Origin of the sequence: Pseudomonas sp. EL_65y_Pfl2_R96, assembly GCF_963970905.1 — a bacterium.
Taxonomy (GTDB): Bacteria; Pseudomonadota; Gammaproteobacteria; order Pseudomonadales; family Pseudomonadaceae; genus Aquipseudomonas.
This window is the reverse complement of sequence record NZ_CAXAQH010000044.1, coordinates 1-22,534: the sequence shown is the minus strand read 5'-3', so window position 1 is coordinate 22,534 and position 22,534 is coordinate 1. Positions and strand designations below refer to the sequence as shown.

At 59.0% G+C, this 22,534-nt stretch carries 23 protein-coding genes and 1 tRNA gene; 18 read left to right on the top strand and 6 right to left on the bottom strand.

What is annotated here, in order from left to right; translation table 11 throughout:
- Window positions 1-13 precede the first annotated feature (13 nt).
- From AACY49_RS27810 to mtnC, 4 genes are read left to right on the top strand one after another with little or no spacing between them, the layout of a single operon-like run.
- Window positions 14-1,159, top strand: coding sequence for an MFS transporter (locus tag AACY49_RS27810; protein ID WP_339527475.1), 1,146 nt, complete (start codon window positions 14-16; stop codon window positions 1,157-1,159).
- Complete coding sequence (locus tag AACY49_RS27805; RefSeq protein ID WP_258696824.1) at window positions 1,156-1,782, top strand: methylthioribulose 1-phosphate dehydratase; 627 nt, start codon at window positions 1,156-1,158, stop codon at window positions 1,780-1,782. Before AACY49_RS27810 ends, AACY49_RS27805 begins: the two co-directional genes overlap by 4 nt.
- Before the next feature lie 20 nt (window positions 1,783-1,802).
- Window positions 1,803-2,348, top strand: coding sequence for a 1,2-dihydroxy-3-keto-5-methylthiopentene dioxygenase (locus AACY49_RS27800; RefSeq protein ID WP_339527474.1), 546 nt, complete (start codon window positions 1,803-1,805; stop codon window positions 2,346-2,348).
- 4 nt (window positions 2,349-2,352) lie between these two features.
- Window positions 2,353-3,036, top strand: a complete 684-nt coding sequence (mtnC, locus tag AACY49_RS27795; protein WP_320391283.1) for an acireductone synthase — start codon at window positions 2,353-2,355, stop codon at window positions 3,034-3,036.
- Between the two features lie 181 nt (window positions 3,037-3,217).
- Here the strand turns inward: mtnC and AACY49_RS27790 are convergent, their stop codons facing one another.
- Window positions 3,218-3,496 carry a DUF3509 domain-containing protein gene (locus AACY49_RS27790; protein ID WP_258696821.1) on the bottom strand — a complete coding sequence of 93 codons (279 nt, stop codon included), beginning with the start codon at window positions 3,494-3,496 and terminating at the stop codon, window positions 3,218-3,220.
- Between the two features lie 354 nt (window positions 3,497-3,850).
- On the opposite strand from AACY49_RS27790, the gene AACY49_RS27785 reads away from it, so the two are divergent.
- From AACY49_RS27785 to AACY49_RS27740, 10 genes are all read left to right on the top strand, one after another.
- On the top strand, window positions 3,851-5,689 hold the full coding sequence (locus tag AACY49_RS27785; protein ID WP_339527473.1) for a long-chain-acyl-CoA synthetase: 1,839 nt from the start codon (window positions 3,851-3,853) through the stop codon (window positions 5,687-5,689).
- Between the two features lie 112 nt (window positions 5,690-5,801).
- Window positions 5,802-6,320 (top strand): ankyrin repeat domain-containing protein, encoded by a 519-nt coding sequence (locus tag AACY49_RS27780; RefSeq protein WP_320391281.1) that lies wholly within the window; start codon window positions 5,802-5,804, stop codon window positions 6,318-6,320.
- Between the two features lie 238 nt (window positions 6,321-6,558).
- The gene (locus tag AACY49_RS27775) at window positions 6,559-7,089 is read left to right on the top strand and encodes a hypothetical protein (RefSeq protein ID WP_339527472.1); all 531 of its coding nucleotides are present in this window, start codon (window positions 6,559-6,561) and stop codon (window positions 7,087-7,089) included.
- 83 nt (window positions 7,090-7,172) lie between these two features.
- Entirely contained in the window at window positions 7,173-7,364 is a 192-nt protein-coding gene (locus AACY49_RS27770; protein ID WP_258696817.1) for a PLDc N-terminal domain-containing protein, read from the top strand.
- Between the two features lie 220 nt (window positions 7,365-7,584).
- Window positions 7,585-8,460: a polyamine aminopropyltransferase gene (gene speE / locus AACY49_RS27765; protein WP_205889622.1), complete on the top strand. Its 876-nt coding sequence runs from the start codon at window positions 7,585-7,587 to the stop codon at window positions 8,458-8,460.
- Between the two features lie 214 nt (window positions 8,461-8,674).
- A complete protein-coding gene (locus tag AACY49_RS27760) occupies window positions 8,675-8,908 on the top strand; it encodes a hypothetical protein (protein ID WP_105339692.1) in 234 nt (77 codons plus the stop codon).
- A 215-nt stretch (window positions 8,909-9,123) separates the two neighbouring features.
- Entirely contained in the window at window positions 9,124-9,465 is a 342-nt protein-coding gene (locus tag AACY49_RS27755) for a ribonuclease E inhibitor RraB (RefSeq protein ID WP_258696816.1), read from the top strand.
- A 409-nt stretch (window positions 9,466-9,874) separates the two neighbouring features.
- Window positions 9,875-11,284, top strand: coding sequence for a circularly permuted type 2 ATP-grasp protein (locus AACY49_RS27750; RefSeq protein ID WP_339527471.1), 1,410 nt, complete (start codon window positions 9,875-9,877; stop codon window positions 11,282-11,284).
- A gap of 12 nt (window positions 11,285-11,296) precedes the next feature.
- On the top strand, window positions 11,297-12,247 hold the full coding sequence (locus AACY49_RS27745) for an alpha-E domain-containing protein (RefSeq protein WP_010456611.1): 951 nt from the start codon (window positions 11,297-11,299) through the stop codon (window positions 12,245-12,247).
- Window positions 12,244-13,053 (top strand): transglutaminase family protein, encoded by an 810-nt coding sequence (locus AACY49_RS27740; protein ID WP_258696815.1) that lies wholly within the window; start codon window positions 12,244-12,246, stop codon window positions 13,051-13,053. The genes AACY49_RS27745 and AACY49_RS27740 overlap by 4 nt, the downstream gene beginning before the upstream one ends.
- Before the next feature lie 122 nt (window positions 13,054-13,175).
- On the opposite strand, the gene AACY49_RS27735 is transcribed toward AACY49_RS27740, so the two are convergent.
- The gene (locus AACY49_RS27735; RefSeq protein ID WP_339527479.1) at window positions 13,176-13,997 is read right to left on the bottom strand and encodes a c-type cytochrome; all 822 of its coding nucleotides are present in this window, start codon (window positions 13,995-13,997) and stop codon (window positions 13,176-13,178) included.
- Window positions 13,998-14,644: 647 nt separating this feature from the next.
- On the opposite strand from AACY49_RS27735, the gene AACY49_RS27730 reads away from it, so the two are divergent.
- From AACY49_RS27730 to AACY49_RS27720, 3 genes are all read left to right on the top strand, one after another.
- Entirely contained in the window at window positions 14,645-15,850 is a 1,206-nt protein-coding gene (locus AACY49_RS27730) for an acetyl-CoA C-acetyltransferase (protein WP_339527470.1), read from the top strand.
- A gap of 38 nt (window positions 15,851-15,888) precedes the next feature.
- A complete protein-coding gene (locus AACY49_RS27725) occupies window positions 15,889-18,033 on the top strand; it encodes a 3-hydroxyacyl-CoA dehydrogenase NAD-binding domain-containing protein (protein WP_339527469.1) in 2,145 nt (714 codons plus the stop codon).
- Window positions 18,034-18,141: 108 nt separating this feature from the next.
- Window positions 18,142-18,876, top strand: coding sequence for an amidotransferase (locus tag AACY49_RS27720; RefSeq protein ID WP_258696812.1), 735 nt, complete (start codon window positions 18,142-18,144; stop codon window positions 18,874-18,876).
- A 126-nt stretch (window positions 18,877-19,002) separates the two neighbouring features.
- Here AACY49_RS27720 and AACY49_RS27715 read toward each other — a convergent pair whose 3' ends face one another.
- From AACY49_RS27715 to AACY49_RS27705, 3 genes are all read right to left on the bottom strand, one after another.
- The gene (locus tag AACY49_RS27715) at window positions 19,003-19,974 is read right to left on the bottom strand and encodes a magnesium and cobalt transport protein CorA (protein ID WP_258696811.1); all 972 of its coding nucleotides are present in this window, start codon (window positions 19,972-19,974) and stop codon (window positions 19,003-19,005) included.
- 178 nt (window positions 19,975-20,152) lie between these two features.
- Window positions 20,153-20,875, bottom strand: coding sequence for a 1-acylglycerol-3-phosphate O-acyltransferase (locus AACY49_RS27710; RefSeq protein WP_339527468.1), 723 nt, complete (start codon window positions 20,873-20,875; stop codon window positions 20,153-20,155).
- A 214-nt stretch (window positions 20,876-21,089) separates the two neighbouring features.
- Window positions 21,090-21,779 (bottom strand): crotonase/enoyl-CoA hydratase family protein, encoded by a 690-nt coding sequence (locus tag AACY49_RS27705; RefSeq protein WP_339527467.1) that lies wholly within the window; start codon window positions 21,777-21,779, stop codon window positions 21,090-21,092.
- 308 nt (window positions 21,780-22,087) lie between these two features.
- Here AACY49_RS27705 and AACY49_RS27700 point away from each other — a divergent pair.
- Window positions 22,088-22,177 (top strand) — tRNA-Ser (locus tag AACY49_RS27700).
- Window positions 22,178-22,214: 37 nt separating this feature from the next.
- Here AACY49_RS27700 and AACY49_RS27695 read toward each other — a convergent pair.
- Complete coding sequence (locus AACY49_RS27695; protein WP_339527466.1) at window positions 22,215-22,367, bottom strand: hypothetical protein; 153 nt, start codon at window positions 22,365-22,367, stop codon at window positions 22,215-22,217.
- Between the last annotated feature and the right edge of the window lie 167 nt (window positions 22,368-22,534).

The window sequence follows — 22,534 nt, the reverse complement described above, 5'->3', positions numbered from 1 at the left end:
CGGTCTGACGGCTGTGGCGGCGCTCCCGTACTGGCGGCTCTCCAGTTTCTATCTGTTCTATTTCGCCTTGCTCGGTTCGACGGCGCCGTTTCTGGCGCTGTACTTCGATCACCTGGGTTTTTCCAGCGCGCGCATCGGCGAACTGGTGGCGATCCCGATGCTGATGCGCTGCGTGGCGCCGAATATCTGGGGCTGGCTCGGTGATTACACCGGCCGACGGCTGGCCATCGTGCGTTTCGGCGCGGTCTGCACCTTGCTGACGTTCTCGCTGATTTTCGTCAGCAAAAGCTATGCGTGGCTGGCGATGGTCATGGCCTTGCACGCGTTCTTCTGGCACGCGGTATTGCCGCAGTTCGAAGTCATCACCCTGGCGCATTTGCAGGGGCAGACGTCGCGCTACAGTCAGATCCGCCTGTGGGGGTCCATCGGTTTCATCATCACCGTGGTTGCGCTGGGCCGGTTGTTCGAATGGCTCAGCCTGGACATCTATCCGGTGGCGTTGGTGCTGATCATGGCCGGGATCGTGGTCAGCAGTTTGTGGGTGCCCAATGCGCAACCGGCCCAAGGCAATCGCCTGACGGGGGAGGGGTTTGTCGAGCAATTGCGCAACCCCGGTGTGTTGGCATTCTACGGTTGCGTGGCGCTGATGCAGATGAGTCACGGGCCGTATTACACCTTTCTGACCCTGCACCTTGAGCGGCTCGGTTACAGTCGCGGGCTGATCGGCATGCTCTGGGCGGTCGGCGTGGTCGCCGAAGTCTTGATGTTTCTGGCCATGAGCAAGATCCTCACGCGTTTTTCGGTGCGCCGGGTGCTGCTGGCGAGTTTCCTGCTGGCGGCCCTGCGTTGGCTGTTGCTCGGTTCGTTTGCCGAGTTCCTCTGGGTGCTGCTGTTCGCCCAGGTGCTGCACGCCGCCACCTTCGGCAGCTTTCACGCGGCTGCCATCCAGTTCGTGCAACGTAGCTTCGGCGCACGCCAGCAAGGGCAGGGCCAGGCGTTGTATGCCGCGCTGGCCGGCACCGGCGGCGCGCTGGGCGCGTTGTACTCCGGTTACAGCTGGAATGCCCTCGGCGCCACGTTGACCTTTAGTATTGCCAGTCTCGCAGCCTTCGCCGCTGCCATTATCATTGCCACACGTATGCAAGAGGACAGGCCATGAGCCTCACCCGTGAACACCTCGCCCAGGAAATCATCGACGCCGGGCGTTTTCTGTATGGCCGCGGCTGGTCGCCGGCCACCAGCAGCAATTACTCGACCCGCCTGTCGCCAACCGAAGCCTTGCTGACCGTGTCCGGCAAGCACAAGGGCCAACTGGGCCCGGATGATGTGCTGGCCACTGATATGTCGGGCAATAGTCTGGAGCCCGGCAAAAAGCCGTCCGCCGAAACCCTGCTGCACACTCAGCTCTATAGCTGGCGCGCTGAGATCGGTGCGGTACTGCACACCCATTCGGTGAACGCCACGGTGCTGTCGCGCCTGACGCCGGAAGCGTTCATCGAGTTCGAAGACTACGAACTGCAAAAGGCCTTCAGCGGTGTCTCGACCCACGAGTCCCGTGTGCGCGTGCCGATTTTCGACAACGATCAGGACATTGCGCGGCTGGCCGCCAAGGTGCAGCCTTGGCTCGACGCCCATCCTGATTGCGTCGGCTACCTGATTCGCGGACACGGCCTCTACACGTGGGGGGCGCGCATGAGCGATGCGCTACGACAGATCGAAGCCTTTGAATTTTTGTTCGAGTGCGAGTTGAAGACACGCTCGCTCTCGAACCATAAAGCATGAACCGTTAAGGAGTTGCCCAGATGAGCAGCCTGTCCGTTTATCACGTCTCAAGCCCTGAAATTCCGAACAAGGTGCTGACCCACCTCGAAGACATCGCCTCGACCCTGGCCGAACAGGGCGTGCGCTTCGACCGTTGGCAAGCCGCGGCGAAAATCCAGCCCGGCGCCAGCCAGGAAGAAGTGATCGCCGCGTATCAGGAGCAAATCGACAAGCTGATGACCGAGCGCGGTTACATCACCGTCGACGTGGTCAGCCTGAACAGCGATCACCCGCAAAAAGCCGAGTTGCGTGCCAAGTTCCTCGATGAACACCGTCACGGCGAAGACGAAGTGCGATTTTTCGTCGCCGGCCGTGGCTTGTTCACCCTGCACATCGGCGATTACGTCTACGCCGTGCTCTGCGAGAAAAATGACCTGATCTCCGTGCCAGCCGGCACGCCGCACTGGTTCGACATGGGCGAAAACCCGCATTTCGTCGCGATCCGCCTGTTCAACAACCCCGAAGGCTGGGTGGCCAATTTCACCGGCGACAACATCGCCAGCCACTTCCCGCGTCTTGAGGACTGAGCCGATGCCGATCAAAGCGATTCTCACCGACATCGAAGGCACCACCAGCGCGGTGAGTTTTGTGTTCGACGTGTTGTTTCCGTATGCAGCCAAGCACCTGCCGGACTTCGTTCGCCAGAACGCCGGGCGCTCCGATGTGGCCGAGCAACTGGTGGCCGTGCGCCGGGACAATAATGAGCCGGGCGCCGATGTTGAACGGGTCATCGACATTTTGCTGGGCTGGATCGCCGAAGACCGCAAAGCCACGCCGCTCAAAGCGTTGCAGGGCATGGTCTGGGAGCAGGGTTATCAAGCCGGGCAGTTGAAGGGCCACGTTTATCCGGACGCCGTTGAAGCGCTCAAGCGCTGGCATCAGGAAGGTTATCAGCTGTTTGTTTATTCTTCGGGCTCGATCCAGGCGCAAAAACTGATCTTCGGCTGCTCGCAGGCGGGTGACTTGTCGCCGTTGTTCAGCGGCTATTTCGACACCACCTCGGGGCCCAAGCGCGAAGCGCAGTCCTACGAGCGCATCACCCAGGCGATTGGCATCGAGGCTTCGCAGATTCTGTTTCTGTCCGACATCGTTCAGGAACTGGACGCGGCGCGTGCGGCCGGCATGGCCACTTGTGGCCTGGCCCGTGAGGGCGGGGAGTTGGCGGGGCATGTGACCGTCGACAGTTTTGTGCGGATAAATCCTTCCACTTTTTAAGGATCAATGCACATAACCTGTGGGAGCGAGCCTGCTCGCGAAAGCGGTATGCCATTCAACATTGATGTTGCCTGACACACCGCTTTCGCGAGCAGGCTCGCTCCCACATGGATTGCGCAACTCCAGAAACACAACAGGCCGTGAAGCGAAAGCTTTCACGGCCTGTTTGTTTAAAGCATGTTTACGCCGAGTGATAGGTGGGCAGGGCGAACCGTTGCTGGCTTTGCAGCATGGAGATCTGCGGCAATTCGCTGGCCTGTTCGGCGATGTCACGGCGAATCGCGCTGATCACCCACGACAGCTGATCGCCGGCATGCATTTGTTGGTAGGAAATCGAACGTTTGAAGACTTTACCTTCCTGACCGCGCAGGGTCAGCAGAATGCCGCCGTCAGGCCGTGGCTGGGTGGTCACTTCGAAGTTGGAGAACAGCGACGAAAATTTTTCCTGGATCAGGCTCATGTCTATCGGCTCCGTGAGTGCTTGAAGGGCAACATGGAGAGGTAGTTGCAGTGATTGTGCCAGCGCCTTATTTTTTAAAACACTATATAAATCAATAGTTTATGTTTTTTGGTATTTTTGGTGTTCGTGCAATTTGCATGAATGGCCATCGTGCATCCTGCATTTTGCGTGGTCGCCGTCGACCGGATGGAACCAATCACAACGCCAGGGTTCCGCATTTCGAATGTTCGACCGAACGCTTCGCGTGCGGATACAAAACATTGCAAAAACCGCGTGTACAGCTCAAGAAGCGCTGACGTATTTTCGGCCTCAATCAACGCCACCCGACAATAAGAAGATCGAACGGGAGCAACCATGAGCCGCACGCTGAACGACACGATTACCTGGGGCATGATGCTGCGCAAGCTGCCTTCCATTGCCAAAGCCATTCCTCGCGTGGTGAGGGGCATGAAAGCCGCCAACGTCAAGGACCCGACCCAACCGTGTGGCCTCGGTTGGAGCTTCGAACAGGCGACGTTGCGCAATCCCGATGGCCCGGCCTTGTTGCAGGGCGAGGTGGCGCTCACTTATACACAGGTCAATCAATGGGCCAATCGCATCGCCCATCACCTGATCGCCCAAGGCATCGGTAAGGGCGATGTGGTGGCGATCTTCATCGAGAATCGCGTAGAGCTGCTGGTGACGATATTGGCGGTGGCCAAGGTCGGCGCGATCAGCGCCTTGCTCAATACCTCACAGACCCGCGACACCCTCGCTCACAGTCTGAACCTGGTGGCGCCCGTGGCGATTGTCGTCGGAGAAGAGCTGGTTCCAGCCTTCAACGCAGTCCGTGAGCGGGTGGCCATCGAAGCGGCGCGCACCTGGTTTGTCGCCGATCAAGACACCTTCAGCGATCCGGGCAAAACGCCCGATGGCTTCATCAACCTGATGATGGCCAGCTGCGACGCGTCCAGCAGCAACCCCGACAGCAGCCGGCAGGTTTTTCTCGACGATCCTTGTTTCTATATCTACACCTCGGGCACCACCGGGTTGCCCAAGGCCGGGGTGTTCAAGCACGGCCGCTGGATGCGCAGTTCCGCCAGTTTCGGGTTGATCGCCCTGGACATGCAGCCGCAGGACATCATCTATTGCACCTTGCCGCTGTACCACGCCACCGGGCTCTGCGTGTGCTGGGGTTCGGCGATCAGCGGGGCGTCGGGGTTTGCCATCCGCCGCAAGTTCAGCGCCAGCCAGTTTTGGAGCGACGTGCGCAAATACCGAGCGACCACCCTCGGTTACGTCGGCGAATTGTGTCGTTACCTGGTGGATCAACCGCCAAGCATCGACGACAGTCGGCACGGCGTGACGAAGATGATCGGCAATGGGCTGCGCCCTGGTGCGTGGAGCGAGTTCAAGACGCGGTTTGCCGTGAACCATATCTGCGAGCTGTACGCCGCCAGCGACGGCAATATCGGTTTTACCAACATCCTCAATTTCGACAACACCATCGGGTTCTCCCTGATGGCCTGGGAACTGGTGGCGTACGACCACGACAGCGGCGCACCTACACGTGATGCCCAGGGATTCATGCACAAAGTGGCCAAGGGCGAGCAAGGTCTGCTGCTGGCGAGGATCGACGACAAGGCGCCGCTGGACGGCTACACCGACCCGCAGAAAACCGCAAAAGTCGTGCTCCACGACGTGTTCAAGACGGGCGACCGTTACTTCAATACCGGTGACCTGCTGCGCAACATTGGTTTCGGCCATGCGCAGTTTGTGGATCGCTTGGGCGACACCTACCGCTGGAAGGGTGAAAACGTCTCGACCACCGAGGTTGAAAACATCCTCCTGCAACACCCGCAGATCGCCGAAGCCGTGGCCTATGGCGTGGAAATCCACAACACCAACGGGCGTGCCGGGATGGTGGCGATCACGCCGGCTGAATCGCTGGCGACCCTGGATTTCAGTGAGTTGCTGGCTTTCGCCAGGCAGCAAATGCCTGCTTATGCGGTGCCACTGTTCCTGCGAGTGAAAGTGAAAATGGAGACCACCGGGACGTTCAAATACCAGAAGACCCGGCTCAAGGACGAAGCCTTCGACCCGAACAAAACCGGCGATGACCCGATCTACGCCTGGTTGCCGGGTACCCAGACTTACGTGCAAGTCACCGAGCAGGTGCTGGCGGATATCTACGGCGGCAAGTACCGCTATTGAGTGTGGCCTGTATTGAATATGGCTATGGCCATCCATGAGAAAAAAGAAGTGACAGGTTCCGGAGCGCTCGGGAAACTATCGGCTTTCCGATTGACCGAATGTGGAGTCCCCAATGTCAGACAAAAGCCGCCAGATGACCCCCGAAGAGGCCGCTGAATTTGCCGAACAGGTGTTCAACAAAGCGCGCGAGGGCGATGCGGCCATGATGGCTGCGCTGCTGACCAAGGGCCTGCCGCCGAACCTGCGCAACCACAAGGGCGACACCTTGCTGATGCTCGCCGCCTACCACGGCCATGTCGACACGGTAAAAGTCCTGCTCGAGCACAAGGCCGACCCGGAAATCCGCAACGACAACGGCCAGAGCCCGATTGCTGGTGCGGCGTTCAAGGGTGATCTGGCGGTGGTCAAGGCGTTGGTTGAGGGGGGCGCGGAGGTGGAAGGTTCGTCCTTCGACGGTCGCACGGCACTGATGATGGCGGCGATGTTCAACCGTGTCGAAATCATCGACTACTTGATCAGCAAAGGCGCCGATCCGAAAGCCAAGGATGCCAACGGTGTATCCGCGCTGGATGCGGCCAAGACCATGGGCGCGGCGGATACCACGGCGCAGCTGCAAAAACTCCAGGCCTGACACTCTCTAGTGTCGCGGGGCTTTTGTGGCGAGGGAGCTTGCTCCCGCTGGGCTGCGAAGCAGTCGTAAACCCGGCGAATGCGGTCTATCTGAATGACCGCGATGGCTGATTTTGGGGCTGCTTCGCAGCCCAGCGGGAGCAAGCTCCCTCGCCACAGGTTCATGCCAGGCCCCGCAATCCGTTTTTAATGCGCTATCCTTCGCGCCCTCAAAATTCCCTCGCTACAGGATCCGCCCCATGAAAGCCGCACTCGTCGAACTCATCAGCAAAATCAGCTCCGGGTGCATGGGCGAGGACGAAATCCTGAAAGTCGCTGACGAAGCGGCTCAGGCCTACGCCGACCCCGAGGCTTTTCTGACGGCCAATTCGGACATCAACTACGACGACACCTTCCCGATCCCGTTGGGTGAGTGGGTAGTCGTCGGCAGCTTGCCGGAAACCGTGCTGTTCCAGGCTGACACCTACATGGACCTGTTCGCGCAGATCGTCGCCTCGTTTGGCCCCGGCGTTGAATTCAACATCAAACCCAAGCAACTGGGCAAGACCGAAGCCCTGACGGCGCTCAACCGCATTCAAGTGCAGATGAGCAGCATGAACAAGGAAAACGGTGGCTACGTGCTGATGAACTTCAGCCAGTTGCTCGACGATGAACTGCAAGTGGTGCTGGTCTACGGTAATGACGTGCCACGGGTACTCGAATTGTGTGCCGAAGTCGGCATCGCTGCCGCGCCATCCCTGGAAGCCCTGAAACTGGCCATCCACGTCTGAAGCCGTCTACGGCGGTAATAAAACGGAACCCTCGTCAGGCCCGACTATCCTAAGAGTGCCTATCACTTTTTGGGAGCGTCACCATGGGTTCCACGTTCAACAGTCTGATCGGCCTGATTATTCTTGCCCTGGACATCTGGGCCATCATCAACGTGCTTAAAAGTGGCGCCGACACCGGGATGAAAATCCTCTGGGTGCTGTTGATTCTCCTGCTGCCGGTCCTGGGCCTGATCATCTGGGCCATCGCCGGGCCGCGAGGCGACGTGCGGATCTGATACCGCTCTCAGGGCCGACACATTTCCCCTGTGGGAGCGAGCAAGCCCGCTCCCACAGGGGGGCTCTTGAGCGTGCAAAATGTCTTCTGTCTGACGAAGGTTCGACCTGTCATGTTCCGCAACGTAGAATGCGCGCCTTTCCCGGTCAATCGAGGCGATCGATTGGCCATCATGGGCGGGTAACCGTCCGTTGCCACCCGCATTCATCGGAGCACTTCCCATGAGCAATACCCCAACCAGCGAGTACCTGGAAACCCTCTACGAAGGCTATGGCCAGCGTTTTCGCATGGAAAAACTGCTGCACGAAGTGCGCACCGAGCACCAGCACCTGGTGATCTTCGAGAACCCGCGCATGGGCCGGGTGATGGCGCTGGACGGCGTAATCCAGACCACCGAAGCCGACGAGTTCATCTACCACGAAATGCTTACCCACGTGCCGATCCTCGCCCATGGCACCGCCAAGCGCGTGCTGATCATCGGTGGCGGCGACGGCGGCATGCTGCGTGAAGTGGCCAAGCACCGCAGCGTCGAGCACATCACCATGGTCGAGATCGACGGCACCGTGGTCGACATGTGCAAGGAATTCCTGCCGAACCACTCCAAGGGTGCGTTCGATGATCCACGCCTGAACCTGGTGATCGACGACGGCATGCGTTTTGTTGCCACCACCACCGAAAAGTTCGATGTGATCATTTCCGACTCCACCGATCCGATCGGTCCGGGCGAAGTGCTGTTCTCCGAAAACTTCTACCAGGCTTGCCGTCGCTGCCTGAACGAAGGCGGCATTCTGGTGACCCAGAACGGCACCCCGTTCATGCAGATCGAAGAAGTCAAAACCACCGCCGGCCGCCTGCGCAGCCTGTTCCCGGACTGGCACTTCTATCAGGCGGCCGTGCCGACCTACATCGGCGGCGCGATGACCTTCGCCTGGGGCGCGACCGATACCGCCTATCGCAAGTTGTCCCGCGAAACCTTGCAACAGCGTTTCGCTGGCAGCGGCATCATCACCCGCTACTACAACCCGGAAATCCACATCGGTGCCTTCGCCTTGCCGCAATACGTGCTGCAAGCGGTGAATAAACCCAGCAACGACTAAATCCTGCGCATAACCTCTGTGGGAGCGAGCTTGCTCGCGAAGACGGTCTTCCAGTCAATAGAGATGTCGACTGACACACCGCTTTCGCGAGCAGGCTCGCTCCCACAATGCCGTCTACTTTTCATACTTTGCGGTGTAATCCGTTTGAACGATCACTCAGAGTAAAAGTCCAGATAGTTGTAAGCCCCTTTGCGGGGTTATCGAGGAGGCACCGATGCAAAAGTGGAAAATCACTTTCGTGGATGATCACGGTGAAACTGTCGACGAACTCTTCGAGTGCGAGGAATGCCCGAACAGCGAGCAAGCCGCCAAACTCATTCGCGCCCGTCGCCTGCCGGTCGCTGCCGAACTGGATCTCAATGATCTGGAGGGTCGTACCGATGATCCGACCGTCAAAAGTCTGAAATCCCAGTACAGCATTGAAATCCTCGGTATTACCCCGATCTGATACACCTCTTGTCACATTCACCACCAGACCTTGGCAGCGGCTCTGTCTTGGGGCTACTCTGCAAGCGAGATCAGCGAATGACTCGCTAAGGTCTGGTCTTGTCAGCTACATGCTTGTTTCCCGTCGGCAACTTCTGTTGTCGTATCGCTCTCGCCAATCGGTTGAAAGTGCAGGGAATACGGAAAGTCTATCCATCAGTCTGAGGGGGACGTTTCATGAGCACAGCCTATCAAGAAGACATCAGCAGCAGCGTGCTGCGCCGCATGAAAGAAGGCGGTTTCGACTTTTCACGATTCCACCCCATCGAGTTCTACGCCATTTTCCCGGACGAGGAGCGGGCACGCAGGGCGGCAGGTCATTTTTGTGGTGAGTCCTTGAATGCCCAGATCAGCGTGCGCGACGACGGTGCGTGGTATCTGGAACTGAGCAAAGTGATGTACGCCACCTACGACGGGATCGGCGACTTTGAGCAGGACTTCGAGGCGGTGGTCGAACCTTTGGGCGGTATCATCGAAGGATGGGGCGTCAAGCAGGAGGTACGAGGGCTACTCGCATAACCTTATGAACAAGCGACAACACTCAGCAGCGGCTGACCTTCGGGTTGGCCGTTTTCGTTTGTGGGGGGTGAAAAAGATCTTTTGATCTTGCTTTTATTTCACGACATTTCAAACGGACAAAAAAAAGCCACCTAAACAAGTGGCTAAAAGGGAAGAGCGATAAGTTTTGCAGCGAATGCCCGAATTATCCGCATCTCCCCCCCGAGCGGTGAAATCAACTCTGACTATGCTGCTGATAGGCGACAGCATTGCTTCGCCATGAAGCGGGGGCGATCAGGTTGGGGCATTTACTGCACGGATTTGGTGCGGTGCGTGTGGCGCTATTATCCAACTGATTGATATCAAAGCGTTTATGCCGATGGCACGGGCCTTGCGAAGGCCTGGATGTCCGGGTGACAAGGAGTACGGCATGATCCGCACCTATTTTGATGAGATGTACGATGCCGGCGGTCAGGTCCGCCCGCATTATCGGGAGTTTGCCCGTTGGCTGGCCGAAACGCCTGACGAGCTTCTGGCACAACGGCGACGCGAGGCCGATCTGTTATTTCATCGTGCCGGGATTACATTCACGCTCTATGGTGATGAGCAGGGGACAGAGCGCCTGATTCCCTTTGACACCATTCCCCGCAGTATCCCCGCCAGTGAATGGCGGGTCGTCGAGCGCGGCTGCATTCAGCGGGTCAAGGCATTGAACATGTTCCTTGCCGACCTCTATCACGAGCAGCGCATCATCAAGGCCGGCGTCATCCCGGCCGAGCAAGTGCTGGCCAACGAGCAATACCAGTTGGCGATGCAAGGGCTGGATCTGCACCGCGATATCTATTCGCACATTTCCGGTGTCGACCTGGTGCGCGATGGCGACGGCACGTACTACGTGCTCGAAGACAATCTTCGTACCCCCAGTGGCGTGAGCTACATGCTCGAAGACCGCAAGATGATGATGCGCCTGTTCCCCGAGTTGTTCTCGGCCCAGCGCATCGCACCAATCGACCACTATCCGAACCTGTTGCTCGACACCCTGAAAAGCTCCAGCCCGATCGACAACCCGAGTGTGGTGGTGCTGACGCCAGGGCGCTTCAACAGCGCATTTTTCGAGCATGCGTTTCTGGCCCGGGAAATGGGCGTTGAACTGGTGGAAGGCGCGGACCTGTTCGTGCGCGACGACAAGGTGTTCATGCGCACCACGGACGGGCCGAAAGCGGTCGATGTGATCTATCGTCGCCTCGACGATGCCTTCCTCGATCCGCTGGCGTTCAACCCGGACTCGATGCTTGGCGTGCCAGGGCTGCTGTCGTCCTATCGCTCCGGCAACGTAGTACTGGCGAATGCCATCGGTACCGGGGTCGCGGACGACAAGTCGGTGTATCCCTTCGTCACGGACATGATTCGTTTCTACCTGGATGAAGAGCCAATCCTGAAGAACGTGCCGACGTGGCAGTGTCGTAATCCCTCTGAACTGTCCCATGTCTTGGCCAATCTTCCAGAACTGGTGGTCAAGGAAACCCAGGGTTCCGGCGGTTACGGAATGCTGGTGGGGCCGGCGGCGACGACGGCGGAAATCGAGTCTTTCCGCGAGCGGATCAAAGCCAAGCCCCACGCGTACATCGCCCAACCGACGTTGTCTTTATCGACCTGCCCGACCTTTGTCGAAAACGGCATTGCTCCACGCCACATCGACCTGCGTCCGTTTGTATTGTCTGGCCGCGAAACCCGGGTTGTGCCCGGCGGTTTGACCCGTGTCGCCTTGCGTGAAGGCTCCCTGGTGGTGAATTCCTCCCAGGGCGGCGGAACCAAGGACACCTGGGTGGTCGAGGATTGAAGGAAGCCTGCCATGTTAAGTAGAACTGCCTCGGATCTGTATTGGATGTCGCGTTACCTGGAGCGGGCGGAAAACCTCGCACGGATGCTCGACATCAGTTATTCGCTGTCGCTGATGCCCCAGGACGGTCGTGGCGACGGCTTGCACGAACTTGCCATGCCGTTGCTGATCACCGGCACCCTGGATGATTACCTGGAGCGCCACGGCGATTTGCATGCCGAACGGCTGCTGCATTTCTTCGCTCTGGATGCGGCCAACCCGGCGAGCATCTACAGTTGCCTCGGTGCCGCGCGAGCCAGTGCCCATGCGGTGCGTGGGCGAATCACCGCCGACATGTGGGAAAACATCAACGCCACCTGGCTGGAAATTCGCGGGATCGCCGAGCAGGGCTTGAGTCGCTACGGCATGAGCCGTTTCTGTGAGTGGATCAAGGAGCGTTCCCACCTGTTCCGCGGCGCGTCCTACGGCACGATCATGCGTAACGACGCGTTTCGGTTCATTCGTCTGGGTACCTTTATCGAAAGGGCTGACAACACCTTGCGCCTGCTCGACGCCCGTTACGAAATGGCCGGCGATCAGGCCGAAGCGGTCAGCGACGGCACGGCCCACGCCTACTACCAGTGGAGCGCCTTGCTGCGGGCTTTGTCGTCGTTCGAGGCTTACACCGAGATCTACCGCGATGCCCCCGGCGCCCGGCATGTGGCCGAGCTGTTGCTGCTGCGCGCCGACGTGCCGCGATCCCTGCGGGCCTGCACCGAAGAAATCGACCAGATCCTTGCCCAATTGCCGGGGGCGAATGGCCGTCCCGCGCAGCGTTTGGCGGCGGAGATGGACGCGCGCCTGCGTTACACCGGTATCAACGAAATCCTCGACGAAGGCCTGCACGCCTGGCTGACCGAGTTCATCCCGCTGGTGCGCCAGTTGGGCAACGCCATTCACAGTTCCTACCTGGAGGCTGCATGAGACTTTCCATTAGCCACGAGACCACCTATCACTATGAAGATCAGGTGCGGGCGAGCATCCAGTACCTGCGACTGACCCCTCACGACAGCGAGCGCCAGCATGTGCTCAGCTGGCAGCTCGACCTGCCGCGCCCGGTGCGCGCGCAACTCGATCCGTTCGGCAACATTCTGCATGTGCTGACCCTGGACGAACCCCACGAGGCAATCATCATCGGAGCCCGTGGCCAGGTGGACATCGACGAATTGCGCGAAGCCGAGCATGAGAGCCAGTCGGCGCTGCCGTTCCTGCGCTTCACCCGGCTGACCGAAGCCGACGAAGCCCTGCGCGCGTTTGCCGAGAAACAGTGCAAACAGCGCCGGGATCGCACGGCGCTGATCGATTTGATGCATGGCCTGAACCAGCACATGACCTACGCGCCGGGTTCCACCGAAGTGGACACCAGCGCCGCGCAAGCTTTTGCCAGGCGTTCCGGGGTCTGCCAGGACCATACCCATGCGTTTCTCGCCTGCGCCCGCAGCCTTGGGGTTCCGTCGCGCTATGTGTCGGGGTATTTATACAGCGAGAACAGCGAGCACCTGGCCAGTCACGCCTGGGCTGAAGCCTGGCTGGATGACGCCTGGTACAGCTTCGACGTGACCAACGAACTGGCCCGCCCTGAGCGTCACCTGAAACTGGCTGTGGGCCTCGACTACCTCGACGCCTGCCCGGTGCGCGGCATGCGCCGTGGCGGTGGGTGCGAGCAGATGCATGCCAAGGTGTTTGTTTCGCCGACGCCGCTGCCGGTGATCTCCGTCCAGCAGCAGTAATCCGGGATACCGCACACCCACTGTGGGAGCGGGCTTGCCCGCGATGACGGTCTTCCAGTCACCGTATTGGTGTCTGAGATAATGCTATCGCGGGCAAGCCCGCTCCCACAGGTAGGATGTCTTCAGGGTTGCACCTTCCGTCCCGACATGTGCTTCAAATACCCCACCAACAATTCCAGATCCCCCTCCGGCAATACCGTCGTCGAGAACGCGGGCATCTTCGCCTGGGGCCACTGACGCAAACTCTGTGGGTCACGAATGTAGCGCTTGAGGAAGTCCGCGCCGAAATACTCGGTCGGGTTGAACGGAATATTCAGGTCCGGCCCGAACTGCGCATCCCCCGCGCCATTCAATCGATGACACGCCAGGCAGTTCTTCTGAAACAGCGCAAAGCCCTTGTTCACCGGATCGTCCGCCTTCAGCGCAGGATCGGGCAGCAAGGCAGGGAAGCGCTCGGCCACCGGCGCCATGCGCTTGATACTGGCCACTTCGAACGGCCATTGCTCGGGGCTGATATTGCCCGCCTGCGGATCGGTCCAGACCAGATAAAACGGCCCGGCACTGTGCTTGCCCTCTGACAGCGGCGGCCACGGCTTGGCCGGGTCTTCAATCGCCAGCCAGGCCCGCGCCCCTTGGGTATTGAGCAGCGGCGCGGCAGCCAGTTCGGCGGCAAAACCATCCAGGGCAACGGCTTGCAGATGATCGTCAGGCTGGATACCCGTCAACAACGCCGCCAACGGCACGGCGCGATAGCTCATGTCCCGCTTGTAGGAAACGTCGTTAGTGATCGTGATGGTCTGAACCTGAGGATGCTTGAGCAATTCCCCGGTTTGCCACGTGCGAGGGCTCGCGCCCAGCTCAAGATTCAGCTGTGCGGCAAACAGAGGTGTGCTGAGCAGCAAGGCCCCAAACAGAATGAGCGTTTTCAAATGATCGCCGTCCATGTCGTGAGAAGTGCCGCAAAGGTTGGCACAGCCACGCTGGCCCGGGTAGCGAGCCAATCACATTTTTAATCAGGCGAAATGAAAACCCTGATGCTCGATCAGCCAATCACCTTGGTCAGGTTCGGCAAAATCAACAACAGCGTAGTGGCAAATAGAATGAGCCCGGCTTGACGTACTTTCGAATGCTTGAACATGGCTAGACCGCCTTTTTTGTTATTTCCTGATGCCTGCCTGCCTATCTCCATGACGGCAGAGCGCTGCACTTCCTTGTTGGACGAGTGCCTCGGCAAAACCCGACGACAACTTCGTACAGGTTTACATTAGGGCCCGCGTCACGCTTGGCTTAGATCCATTTCGTATGGGATTGGCACTAGTTGCTGTTAAAAAGGCATGAGGCCTATGGCCAGCTACTTGGGCGCCCGTTGGCTAGACAGCTTGGTGACATGAATCGGTTAATCCGGTAGCTGACTACCGTTCGTCTGAGCGTGACCGTCAACGCCAGTGAGCACTGTGGTCATTGAATCCACGGCTGCTCGGCATAAGGTGAATGCATAAAGATCAGAATCTCGCGGCCTCCCGTAGGAGCCGCCGAAGGCTGCGATCTTTTGATCCTTTGATTTCCATTCACCACCAGGTTCGAGGACGTCATGACCCAAGCCTTGATATTCGACGCGTTACGCACGCCCCGTGGCAAAGGCAAAGCCAATGGCGCGTTGCACAGCGTCAAACCTGTGAACCTGGTGGCCGGGCTGCTGAGGGCGTTGCAGCGGCGCACGTCCCTGGACACCAGTCAGGTCGATGACGTGGTACTCGGCTGTGTGACGCCCATCGGCGATCAGGGGGCCGACATCGCCAAGACCGCCACCCAGGTGGCCGATTGGGACGTCAGTGTGGCCGGGATGCAGCTCAATCGCTTCTGCGCGTCGGGGCTGGAAGCGGTGAACCTGGGCGCGATGAAAGTGCGTTCCGGCTTCGAAGGTCTGGTGGTGGTCGGTGGCGTCGAGTCGATGTCCCGCGTACCCATGGGCAGCGATGGCGGCGCTTGGGCGCTGGACCCGGAAACCAATTTGCACAACCATTTCACGCCCCAGGGCGTGGGCGCCGACCTGATCGCCACGATTGAAGGCTTCAGCCGTCAGGACGTCGATGCTTTCGCGCTGCACTCCCAGCAGAAGGCTGCACGGGCGCGGGCGAACGGTTCGTTCAACAAGTCGCTGGTGCCGGTGCAGGACCAGAACGGCATCATCCTGCTCGATCACGATGAGTTCATTCGCGCCGAATCGACCATGGAAGGCTTGGGCAAGCTCAAGCCGAGCTTCGAAATGATCGGGCAAATGGGCTTTGACGCCACGGCATTGCGGGTTTACAGCCAGGTCGAGCGGATCAACCACGTTCACACGCCGGGCAACAGTTCCGGGATCGTCGATGGCGCGGCGCTGATGCTGATCGGCTCCTCCGCCCGTGGCCGGGCGCTGGGCTTGCAGCCACGGGCGCGGATCGTCGCCACGGCCGTCACCAGCACCGACCCGACGATCATGCTCACCGGCCCGGCGCCGGCCACCCGCAAGGCACTGGCCAAGGCCGGGTTGCGGGTCGAAGACATCGACCTGTTCGAAGTCAACGAAGCGTTCGCCTCGGTCGTGCTCAAGTTCATCAAGGACATGGCCATCGACCCCGACAAGGTCAACGTCAACGGCGGCTCCATCGCCATGGGCCACCCGCTCGGCGCCACCGGCTGCGCGATTCTCGGCACGCTGCTCGATGAACTGGAAACCCGGCGCCTGCGCTATGGCCTGGCGACATTGTGTGTCGGCGGCGGCATGGGCATTGCCACCATCATCGAACGCCTCTGAGCCTGACGTTAAGAAAATCCGACTCAAGGAAAATTGCCATGACCCAAGCCATCCGTTACGAAAAGGGTCAGGACCAGATTGTCGTCCTGACCATCGACATGCCGGGCCAGAGCGCCAACACCATGAACGCGGTCTACCGCGAGGCCATGGCCGTGTGCATCGAGCGACTGGTCGCCGACAAGGACGCCATTGCCGGCGTGATCATCACCTCGGCCAAGAAGACCTTCTTCGCCGGCGGTGACCTCAATGAACTGATCAAGGTCGGTAAACCCGAAGCCAAAGCCTTTTACGACAGGGTGCTGACCCTCAAGGGCCAGCTGCGCACCCTGGAAACCCTCGGCAGACCGGTGGTTGCCGCCATTAATGGTGCGGCGCTCGGCGGTGGTTGGGAAATCTGCCTGGCGTGCCATCACCGTGTGGCGCTGGACAATCCGTCGGTGCTGCTTGGCCTGCCGGAAGTCACTCTTGGCCTGTTGCCGGGCGGCGGCGGGGTAGTGCGCATGGTCCGCATGCTGGGCATTGAAAAAGCCCTGCCATACCTGCTCGAAGGCAAAAAAATCCGTCCCCAACAGGCGTTGCAGGCGCGGTTGATCGACGAGTTGGCCGCCGATCGCGATGAGCTGATGGCCAAGGCGCGGGCGTGGATTGTCGCTCACCCGGTCGCTGTGCAGCGCTGGGACGTGAAGGGTTATCAGATTCCTGGCGGCACGCCGTCGGATCCGAAGCTCGCGGCGATGCTGGCCATCACGCCGTCGATCCTGCGCAGCAAAACCCAGGGTTGCCTGCCTGCGCCGGAGAAAATCCTCTGCGCCGTGGTGGAAGGCGCCCAAGTGGATTTCGACACGGCGCACCTGATCGAAACCCGCTACTTCACCGAACTGACCACTGGCCAGGTGTCGAAAAATCTCATCGGCACGTTCTGGTTCCAGCTCAATGAGATCAATGCCGGTGGCTCGCGGCCCCAAGGCGTCGCGCCTTACGTGACGAAAAAAGTCGGCGTGCTTGGCGCCGGCATGATGGGCGCGGGCATCGCGTTTGTCAGCGCCTCGGCCGGCATCGACGTGGTGCTCAAAGACATCAACCTCGCCGCGGCAGAGAAGGGCAAGGCTCACTCGGCGGCGTTGCTGGACAAGAAGGTTGCGCGTGGTCATTTAACTCGGGAGCAGCGCGAAGAGATTTTGGCGCGAATCCATGCCACCGAAAACGATGCGGATCTGGCCGGTTGCGATTTGATCATTGAAGCGGTGTTTGAAGATCGCGAACTGAAGGCCAAGGTCTCATCAGCGGCGCAAACAGTCGTCGGCCCGGACGCGGTCATCGCCTCCAATACCTCGACCTTGCCGATCAGCGGTCTGGCCACCGCCGTGCCGGACCAGACGAAATTCATCGGCCTGCATTTCTTCAGTCCCGTGGAGAAAATGCCGCTGGTGGAAATCATCAAAGGTGCCCATACCAGCGACGAAACCCTGGCTCGCGGGTTCGATTTCGTCCTGCAAATCAAGAAAACCCCGATTGTGGTCAACGACAGTCGTGGCTTCTTTACCTCGCGGGTGTTCGGCACCTTCACCAACGAAGGCATCGCCATGCTTGGTGAAGGTGTGAGCGCGCCGATGATCGAGACCGAAGCGCGCAAGGCCGGCATGCCCGTCGGGCCTCTGGCGATCTCCGACGAAGTTTCCCTCAGCCTCATGAGCCATATCCGCCAGCAAACCGCCAAAGACCTGCAAGCGGAAGGGAAAACCCTGATTGAGCACCCGGCGTTCGCCGTGATTGACTTGCTGCTCAAGGAATACAAGCGTCCGGGCAAGGCCGCAGGAGGTGGTTTCTACGATTACCCGGCCGCAGGGCAGAAGCATTTGTGGCCAGAGTTGAAAGCCCGATTCGAGAAAGCCGACGGGCAGATTTCGCCGCAGGATGTGCGCGATCGGCTGCTGTTCGTGCAAGCCATCGAAACCGTGCGTTGTATGGAGGAGGGCGTGCTGGCCTCGACGGCGGATGCCAACGTCGGCTCGATCTTCGGCATCGGCTTCGCGGCCTGGACCGGCGGTGCGTTGCAATTCATCAACCAGTACGGCGTGAAAGACTTCGTCGCCCGTGCCCAGTATCTGGCTGAGCAGTACGGCGAGCGCTTCACGCCGCCTGCGCTGCTGCTGGAGAAAGCCGCCAAAAACGCCTTGTTCTAAGGGGACGTTCTAAGGGACCGATGACGCGCTCCGGGGCTTGCCTTGCCACCGTGTTTCGAGGCAGGCTCTCGGGTGTGCATTATTCCCATCACGTGTCAGGTATTTTTTATGTCGTTACGCATCTGCATTCTGGAAACCGACATCCTGCGTCCGGAACTGGTCGATCAATATCAGGGTTACGGGCAGATGTTCCAGCGTCTGTTTTCGCAGCAACCCATCGCGGCCGAATTCACCGTGTACAACGTGATGCAGGGCGATTATCCCAGTGATGACCTGACCTTCGATGCGTATCTGGTCACCGGCAGCAAGGCCGATTCCTTTGGCACCGACCCGTGGATTCAAACCCTCAAGACGTACCTGCTCAAGCGCTACGAACGTGGCGACAAACTGCTGGGCGTGTGCTTCGGCCATCAACTGTTGGCGCTGCTATTGGGCGGCAAGAGCGAGCGGGCGACCCAGGGCTGGGGCGTCGGCACCCACAATTACAAACTCGCGGCCAAGGCGCCGTGGATGAGCCCGGTGAGGGAAGAGCTGACGTTGCTGATCAGCCACCAGGATCAGGTCACCGCGCTACCGGAAAACGCTACGGTGATTGCCTCGAGCGATTTCTGCCCGTTCGCCGCGTACCACATCAACGATCAAGTGCTGTGCTTCCAGGGGCATCCAGAGTTCATTCACGATTACTCACGGGCGCTGCTGGAAATCCGTCAGCAACATCTGGGCGAACAGGTTTATCAGAAGGGCGTGGCGAGCCTGGAGCATCCACACCATGGCGCCACCGTTGCGGAGTGGATGATGCGGTTTGTGGCGCACAAGCCTGAGGGTGAAGCGGCTAAAAGCTAAAAGCTAAAAGCTAAAAGCTTCGCGAGCAAGCCCGCACACATTGGATCTTCGTCGTACACAGATCCAATGTGGGAGCGGGCTTGCTTGCGAATGGGGGCAACCGGTTCTCACCGAAAACACACGGCCTTACAACCACCCCGACCGCTTGAAACTCGCCCACAAACCGACGCACCCAACGGTGATAAACCCCAGCACCGCGAAATACCCGTAATGCCAACTCAACTCCGGCATGTTCTGGAAGTTCATCCCGTAAATCCCGGCCACCGCCGTCGGAAACGCCAGAATCGCCGCCCACGCGGCAAACTTGCGCTGCACCACGCTTTGCCGTGACGCCTCCAGCAACACCCCGACCTCGATGGTCTGGCTGGCAATGTCTGCCAGGGTCGTCAGATCTTCCATCTGCCGCGTGACATGAATCTGCACATCGCGGAAATACGGGCGCATGTTTTTGTCGATAAACGGAAAGCTCAGCTTTTGCAGTTCCTCACCGATCTCCACCATCGGTGCCGCATACCGGCGCAAGCGCAATACATCGCGGCGCAGGCCGTGGAGTTTCTGGATGTCACGCTCGTTCAGGGAACCGCAGATGACATTGCTCTCCAGCTCATCGATCTCGGCATGGATCGCTTCGCCCATCGGCTGGTAGTTTTCAATCACGAAATCGAGGATGGCATAGAGTACGAAATCTTCCCCATGCTCCAGCAACAGAGGCCGCGCCTCACAACGCTGTCGGACATGGGCGTAGGACGCGGAATGACCGTTACGTGCGGTAATGATGTAGCCCTTGCCGGCGAAAATATGCGTCTCGATGAACTGCAATTTACCTTCATTGCGGATCGGCGAATACGTGACGATAAACAGTGCATCGCCGAAGGTTTCCAGCTTCGGTCGACTGTGTTTTTCCAGAGCGTCTTCGATGGCCAGTTCGTGCAGGTTGAACTGGCGTTGCAGGTTGAACAACTCCTGCGCATTGGGCTCTTCGAGGCCGATCCACACAAAGTGGCCAGGCTTGGCAGCCCAGGCAGCGCCTTCGTCGAGGGTAATGTTGGTGACTTTTTTACCGGCGCTGTAAACCGCAGCAGCAACGACTCTACCCATGATGGTAATTCACTTCTTATTGGCCGCTTTCTATTGGTAAAGACTGGCGGTGCCAGGCAGGTTTCAGCTTAACCTTGTCTACTGCTTGAGAGTCAGCAAAATCTGTAGAGTTCGCAGGCAAAAGAAAACCCGCGCAGGGCGGGTAATGCACGCGGAACCTGTGGGAGCGGGGTTTCTTTCAGGCGGCTTGCAGTTGCCGATCCATCGAGTCGATGCACTCGCGCATCTGCTCACGGCACTGGGCGATCAGCATCGGCATGTCATCCAGGCTCAATCCAGCCGTGGGAATCGCCGGCAGCGAACGGATCAGAATCTTCCCACTGCGCCAGCGGTTCAATCGCATGTGTTTGACGTAACTGCTGACACACACCGGAACAATCGGCACCCCGGCGGCAATCGCCATCTGGAACGCGCCTTTCTTGAACGGCAGCAGCTCTTCACCGAGGTTGCGGGTGCCCTCGGGGAAGACCCAGATCGAGGTGTCTTCATTTTGCAAGGTGTGAGTGGTGGTCAGCATCGACTGGCGTGCCTTGTGCGCATTGCCGCGGTCGATCAGCACATTGCCGGCCAGCCAGAACAATTGCCCGAACAGCGGCACCCACTTCAAGCTCTTCTTGCCGATGCACACGGTACGGCGGGGCACCACATTGCCGAACACAAACAGATCGTAGTTGGACTGATGGTTGGCAATGATCACGCAGCTGTCGGATTTATCCATCAACGGCCCGACGTCGGCCTTCACCCGCAAACGCAAAATACACATCGCCGGCCACGCATACAGACGCGCGCATAAACGGCTGTTGTCCGGATTAAACGGCCGGCACAGACCGAGGATCACCCCAAGCACACCGGCCAGAATAAAGTGCAGGCCCATCAATAGCATACGAAACACAAACAGCATTTAAAGGGCCCACCGGGACAAAAGGTGGCGCAGTGTACGGATGTGCACTGTTTTCGGCAATTGCCGCTATAGAAGTGGGAGATGGCCGATGTTTGAGTGCATGTTCCCGACTTTTGGGTCAGATGCGGCCTAGAGCGGTTGTAAGGTTTTAAACCTAACACGCAAGAAAAAGCCCGACACGACGGTCGGGCTTTTCGGTGCAGCGCATTCGGGCTTACCCCATATGTTCCTGATCCAGGATGATCGCGTTGTCCAGCGTCTCCAGCAGCGCCTTGCGCACTTTCAGCTTGGTGTTTTTGTGGGCGATCATGTTGAGCTTCTTCAACTGACGAGCCGCCGCCAGTGCCGCGCCTTGCAGCTCTTCGGCCGACACCACCTTATCGAGGAAACCGGCATCCACGGCGCTTTGCGGGTTGAACATCTCGGCGTTGATCACCGCGCGATGAAACGCCGACTTGCGCAGACGATCACGGGCCAGCTCGATACCGGCGTGGTGCATGGTCATGCCGATCTGCACTTCGTTCAGGCCAATGCTGAACGGGCCATCGACACCAATGCGGTAGTCGGCCGACAACAGAATAAATGCACCCTTGGCCACCGCATGCCCAGGACAGGCTACGACCACCGGGAACGGGTGCGACAGCAGACGACGAGCCAGGGTCGAACCCGCAGCCACCAGCGCCATGGCCTCGTTAGGGCCGGCCGTCATCACCTTCAAGTCATAACCACCCGACAAAATCCCCGGCTGACCGGTAATGATCACCACCGCCCGATCCTCCGCCGCCCGATCCAGCGCAGCGTTAAACGCAACAATCACGTCCGGCGAGATGGCATTGACCTTGCCATTGCTCAAGGTCAGGGTCGCGATACCGTCTTCGAGATGGTAGTAAATCAACTCACTCATGACGCTAATCCTTCAAATAAAGTAGGGCAGACGTTACCCACCGCTGTAGGTCAGGTAAAGCGCCGTGACTGACCGCCCGGTCACCCTTTTCCCCGCCCGGCAAGCGTTGCCGGCCACGCCAGCCGCGCATTCCCCTCTATATAGAAGAGGGCGCGAAGCCGGAGATTGGCGGGTTTGCCATGGCACGGCACCCACCGGAACGACTAAATCGCTAACCGCATGAAAATTCTGCAAAAAAAATTTGCCATCAGAAAAGCTTTCGACTACATTAGCGCGCCTCGACAGACAGAACATGTTTGACGAGATACGGTGAAGTGTCCGAGTGGCTTAAGGAGCACGCCTGGAAAGTGTGTATACAGGAAACTGTATCGAGAGTTCGAATCTCTCCTTCACCGCCAAATTCGATGTACACAAAACCCCTGATTTCGAGAGAAGTCAGGGGTTTTGTGGTTTCTGGTGTCTGGATTTTTCAATCATGGCCGCCGCTGGCTCAGGCGCATCAGTAAAGGCGCGTCCGAAAATGATGTAGGACAAGTGCCAGGCGTGTGGGAAGTAATGCTGGAAAGCCAGGCGGTTGGGTGCTTCCATAGGTTTCAGCACCTCACATGAGCTATCTCGGGAAGGGGTATTTTTTTGGTTCTTCACGGAATCCCGGGAAACACAGAAACAAGAACGCCGATTTGATTGATGATGTTCGTGCGAGCAAACACATCTAACAAACCGGCGTTCTTATGCGCGATATTAATACTTTCCTT

Bases quoted from the DNA above. Each gene is read 5' to 3' on its own strand.
- AACY49_RS27805 (WP_258696824.1), top strand. From the start codon at position 1,156: ATGAGCCTCACCCGTGAACACCTCGCCCAGGAAATCATCGACGCCGGG.
- AACY49_RS27800 (WP_339527474.1), top strand. From the start codon at position 1,803: ATGAGCAGCCTGTCCGTTTATCACGTCTCAAGCCCTGAAATTCCGAAC.
- mtnC (WP_320391283.1), top strand. From the start codon at position 2,353: ATGCCGATCAAAGCGATTCTCACCGACATCGAAGGCACCACCAGCGCG.
- AACY49_RS27790 (WP_258696821.1), bottom strand. From the start codon at position 3,496: ATGAGCCTGATCCAGGAAAAATTTTCGTCGCTGTTCTCCAACTTCGAA.
- AACY49_RS27785 (WP_339527473.1), top strand. From the start codon at position 3,851: ATGAGCCGCACGCTGAACGACACGATTACCTGGGGCATGATGCTGCGC.
- AACY49_RS27780 (WP_320391281.1), top strand. From the start codon at position 5,802: ATGTCAGACAAAAGCCGCCAGATGACCCCCGAAGAGGCCGCTGAATTT.
- AACY49_RS27775 (WP_339527472.1), top strand. From the start codon at position 6,559: ATGAAAGCCGCACTCGTCGAACTCATCAGCAAAATCAGCTCCGGGTGC.
- AACY49_RS27770 (WP_258696817.1), top strand. From the start codon at position 7,173: ATGGGTTCCACGTTCAACAGTCTGATCGGCCTGATTATTCTTGCCCTG.
- speE (WP_205889622.1), top strand. From the start codon at position 7,585: ATGAGCAATACCCCAACCAGCGAGTACCTGGAAACCCTCTACGAAGGC.
- AACY49_RS27760 (WP_105339692.1), top strand. From the start codon at position 8,675: ATGCAAAAGTGGAAAATCACTTTCGTGGATGATCACGGTGAAACTGTC.
- AACY49_RS27755 (WP_258696816.1), top strand. From the start codon at position 9,124: ATGAGCACAGCCTATCAAGAAGACATCAGCAGCAGCGTGCTGCGCCGC.
- AACY49_RS27750 (WP_339527471.1), top strand. From the start codon at position 9,875: ATGATCCGCACCTATTTTGATGAGATGTACGATGCCGGCGGTCAGGTC.
- AACY49_RS27745 (WP_010456611.1), top strand. From the start codon at position 11,297: ATGTTAAGTAGAACTGCCTCGGATCTGTATTGGATGTCGCGTTACCTG.
- AACY49_RS27740 (WP_258696815.1), top strand. From the start codon at position 12,244: ATGAGACTTTCCATTAGCCACGAGACCACCTATCACTATGAAGATCAG.
- AACY49_RS27735 (WP_339527479.1), bottom strand. From the start codon at position 13,997: ATGGACGGCGATCATTTGAAAACGCTCATTCTGTTTGGGGCCTTGCTG.
- AACY49_RS27730 (WP_339527470.1), top strand. From the start codon at position 14,645: ATGACCCAAGCCTTGATATTCGACGCGTTACGCACGCCCCGTGGCAAA.
- AACY49_RS27725 (WP_339527469.1), top strand. From the start codon at position 15,889: ATGACCCAAGCCATCCGTTACGAAAAGGGTCAGGACCAGATTGTCGTC.
- AACY49_RS27720 (WP_258696812.1), top strand. From the start codon at position 18,142: ATGTCGTTACGCATCTGCATTCTGGAAACCGACATCCTGCGTCCGGAA.
- AACY49_RS27715 (WP_258696811.1), bottom strand. From the start codon at position 19,974: ATGGGTAGAGTCGTTGCTGCTGCGGTTTACAGCGCCGGTAAAAAAGTC.
- AACY49_RS27710 (WP_339527468.1), bottom strand. From the start codon at position 20,875: ATGCTGTTTGTGTTTCGTATGCTATTGATGGGCCTGCACTTTATTCTG.
- AACY49_RS27705 (WP_339527467.1), bottom strand. From the start codon at position 21,779: ATGAGTGAGTTGATTTACTACCATCTCGAAGACGGTATCGCGACCCTG.
- AACY49_RS27695 (WP_339527466.1), bottom strand. From the start codon at position 22,367: ATGGAAGCACCCAACCGCCTGGCTTTCCAGCATTACTTCCCACACGCC.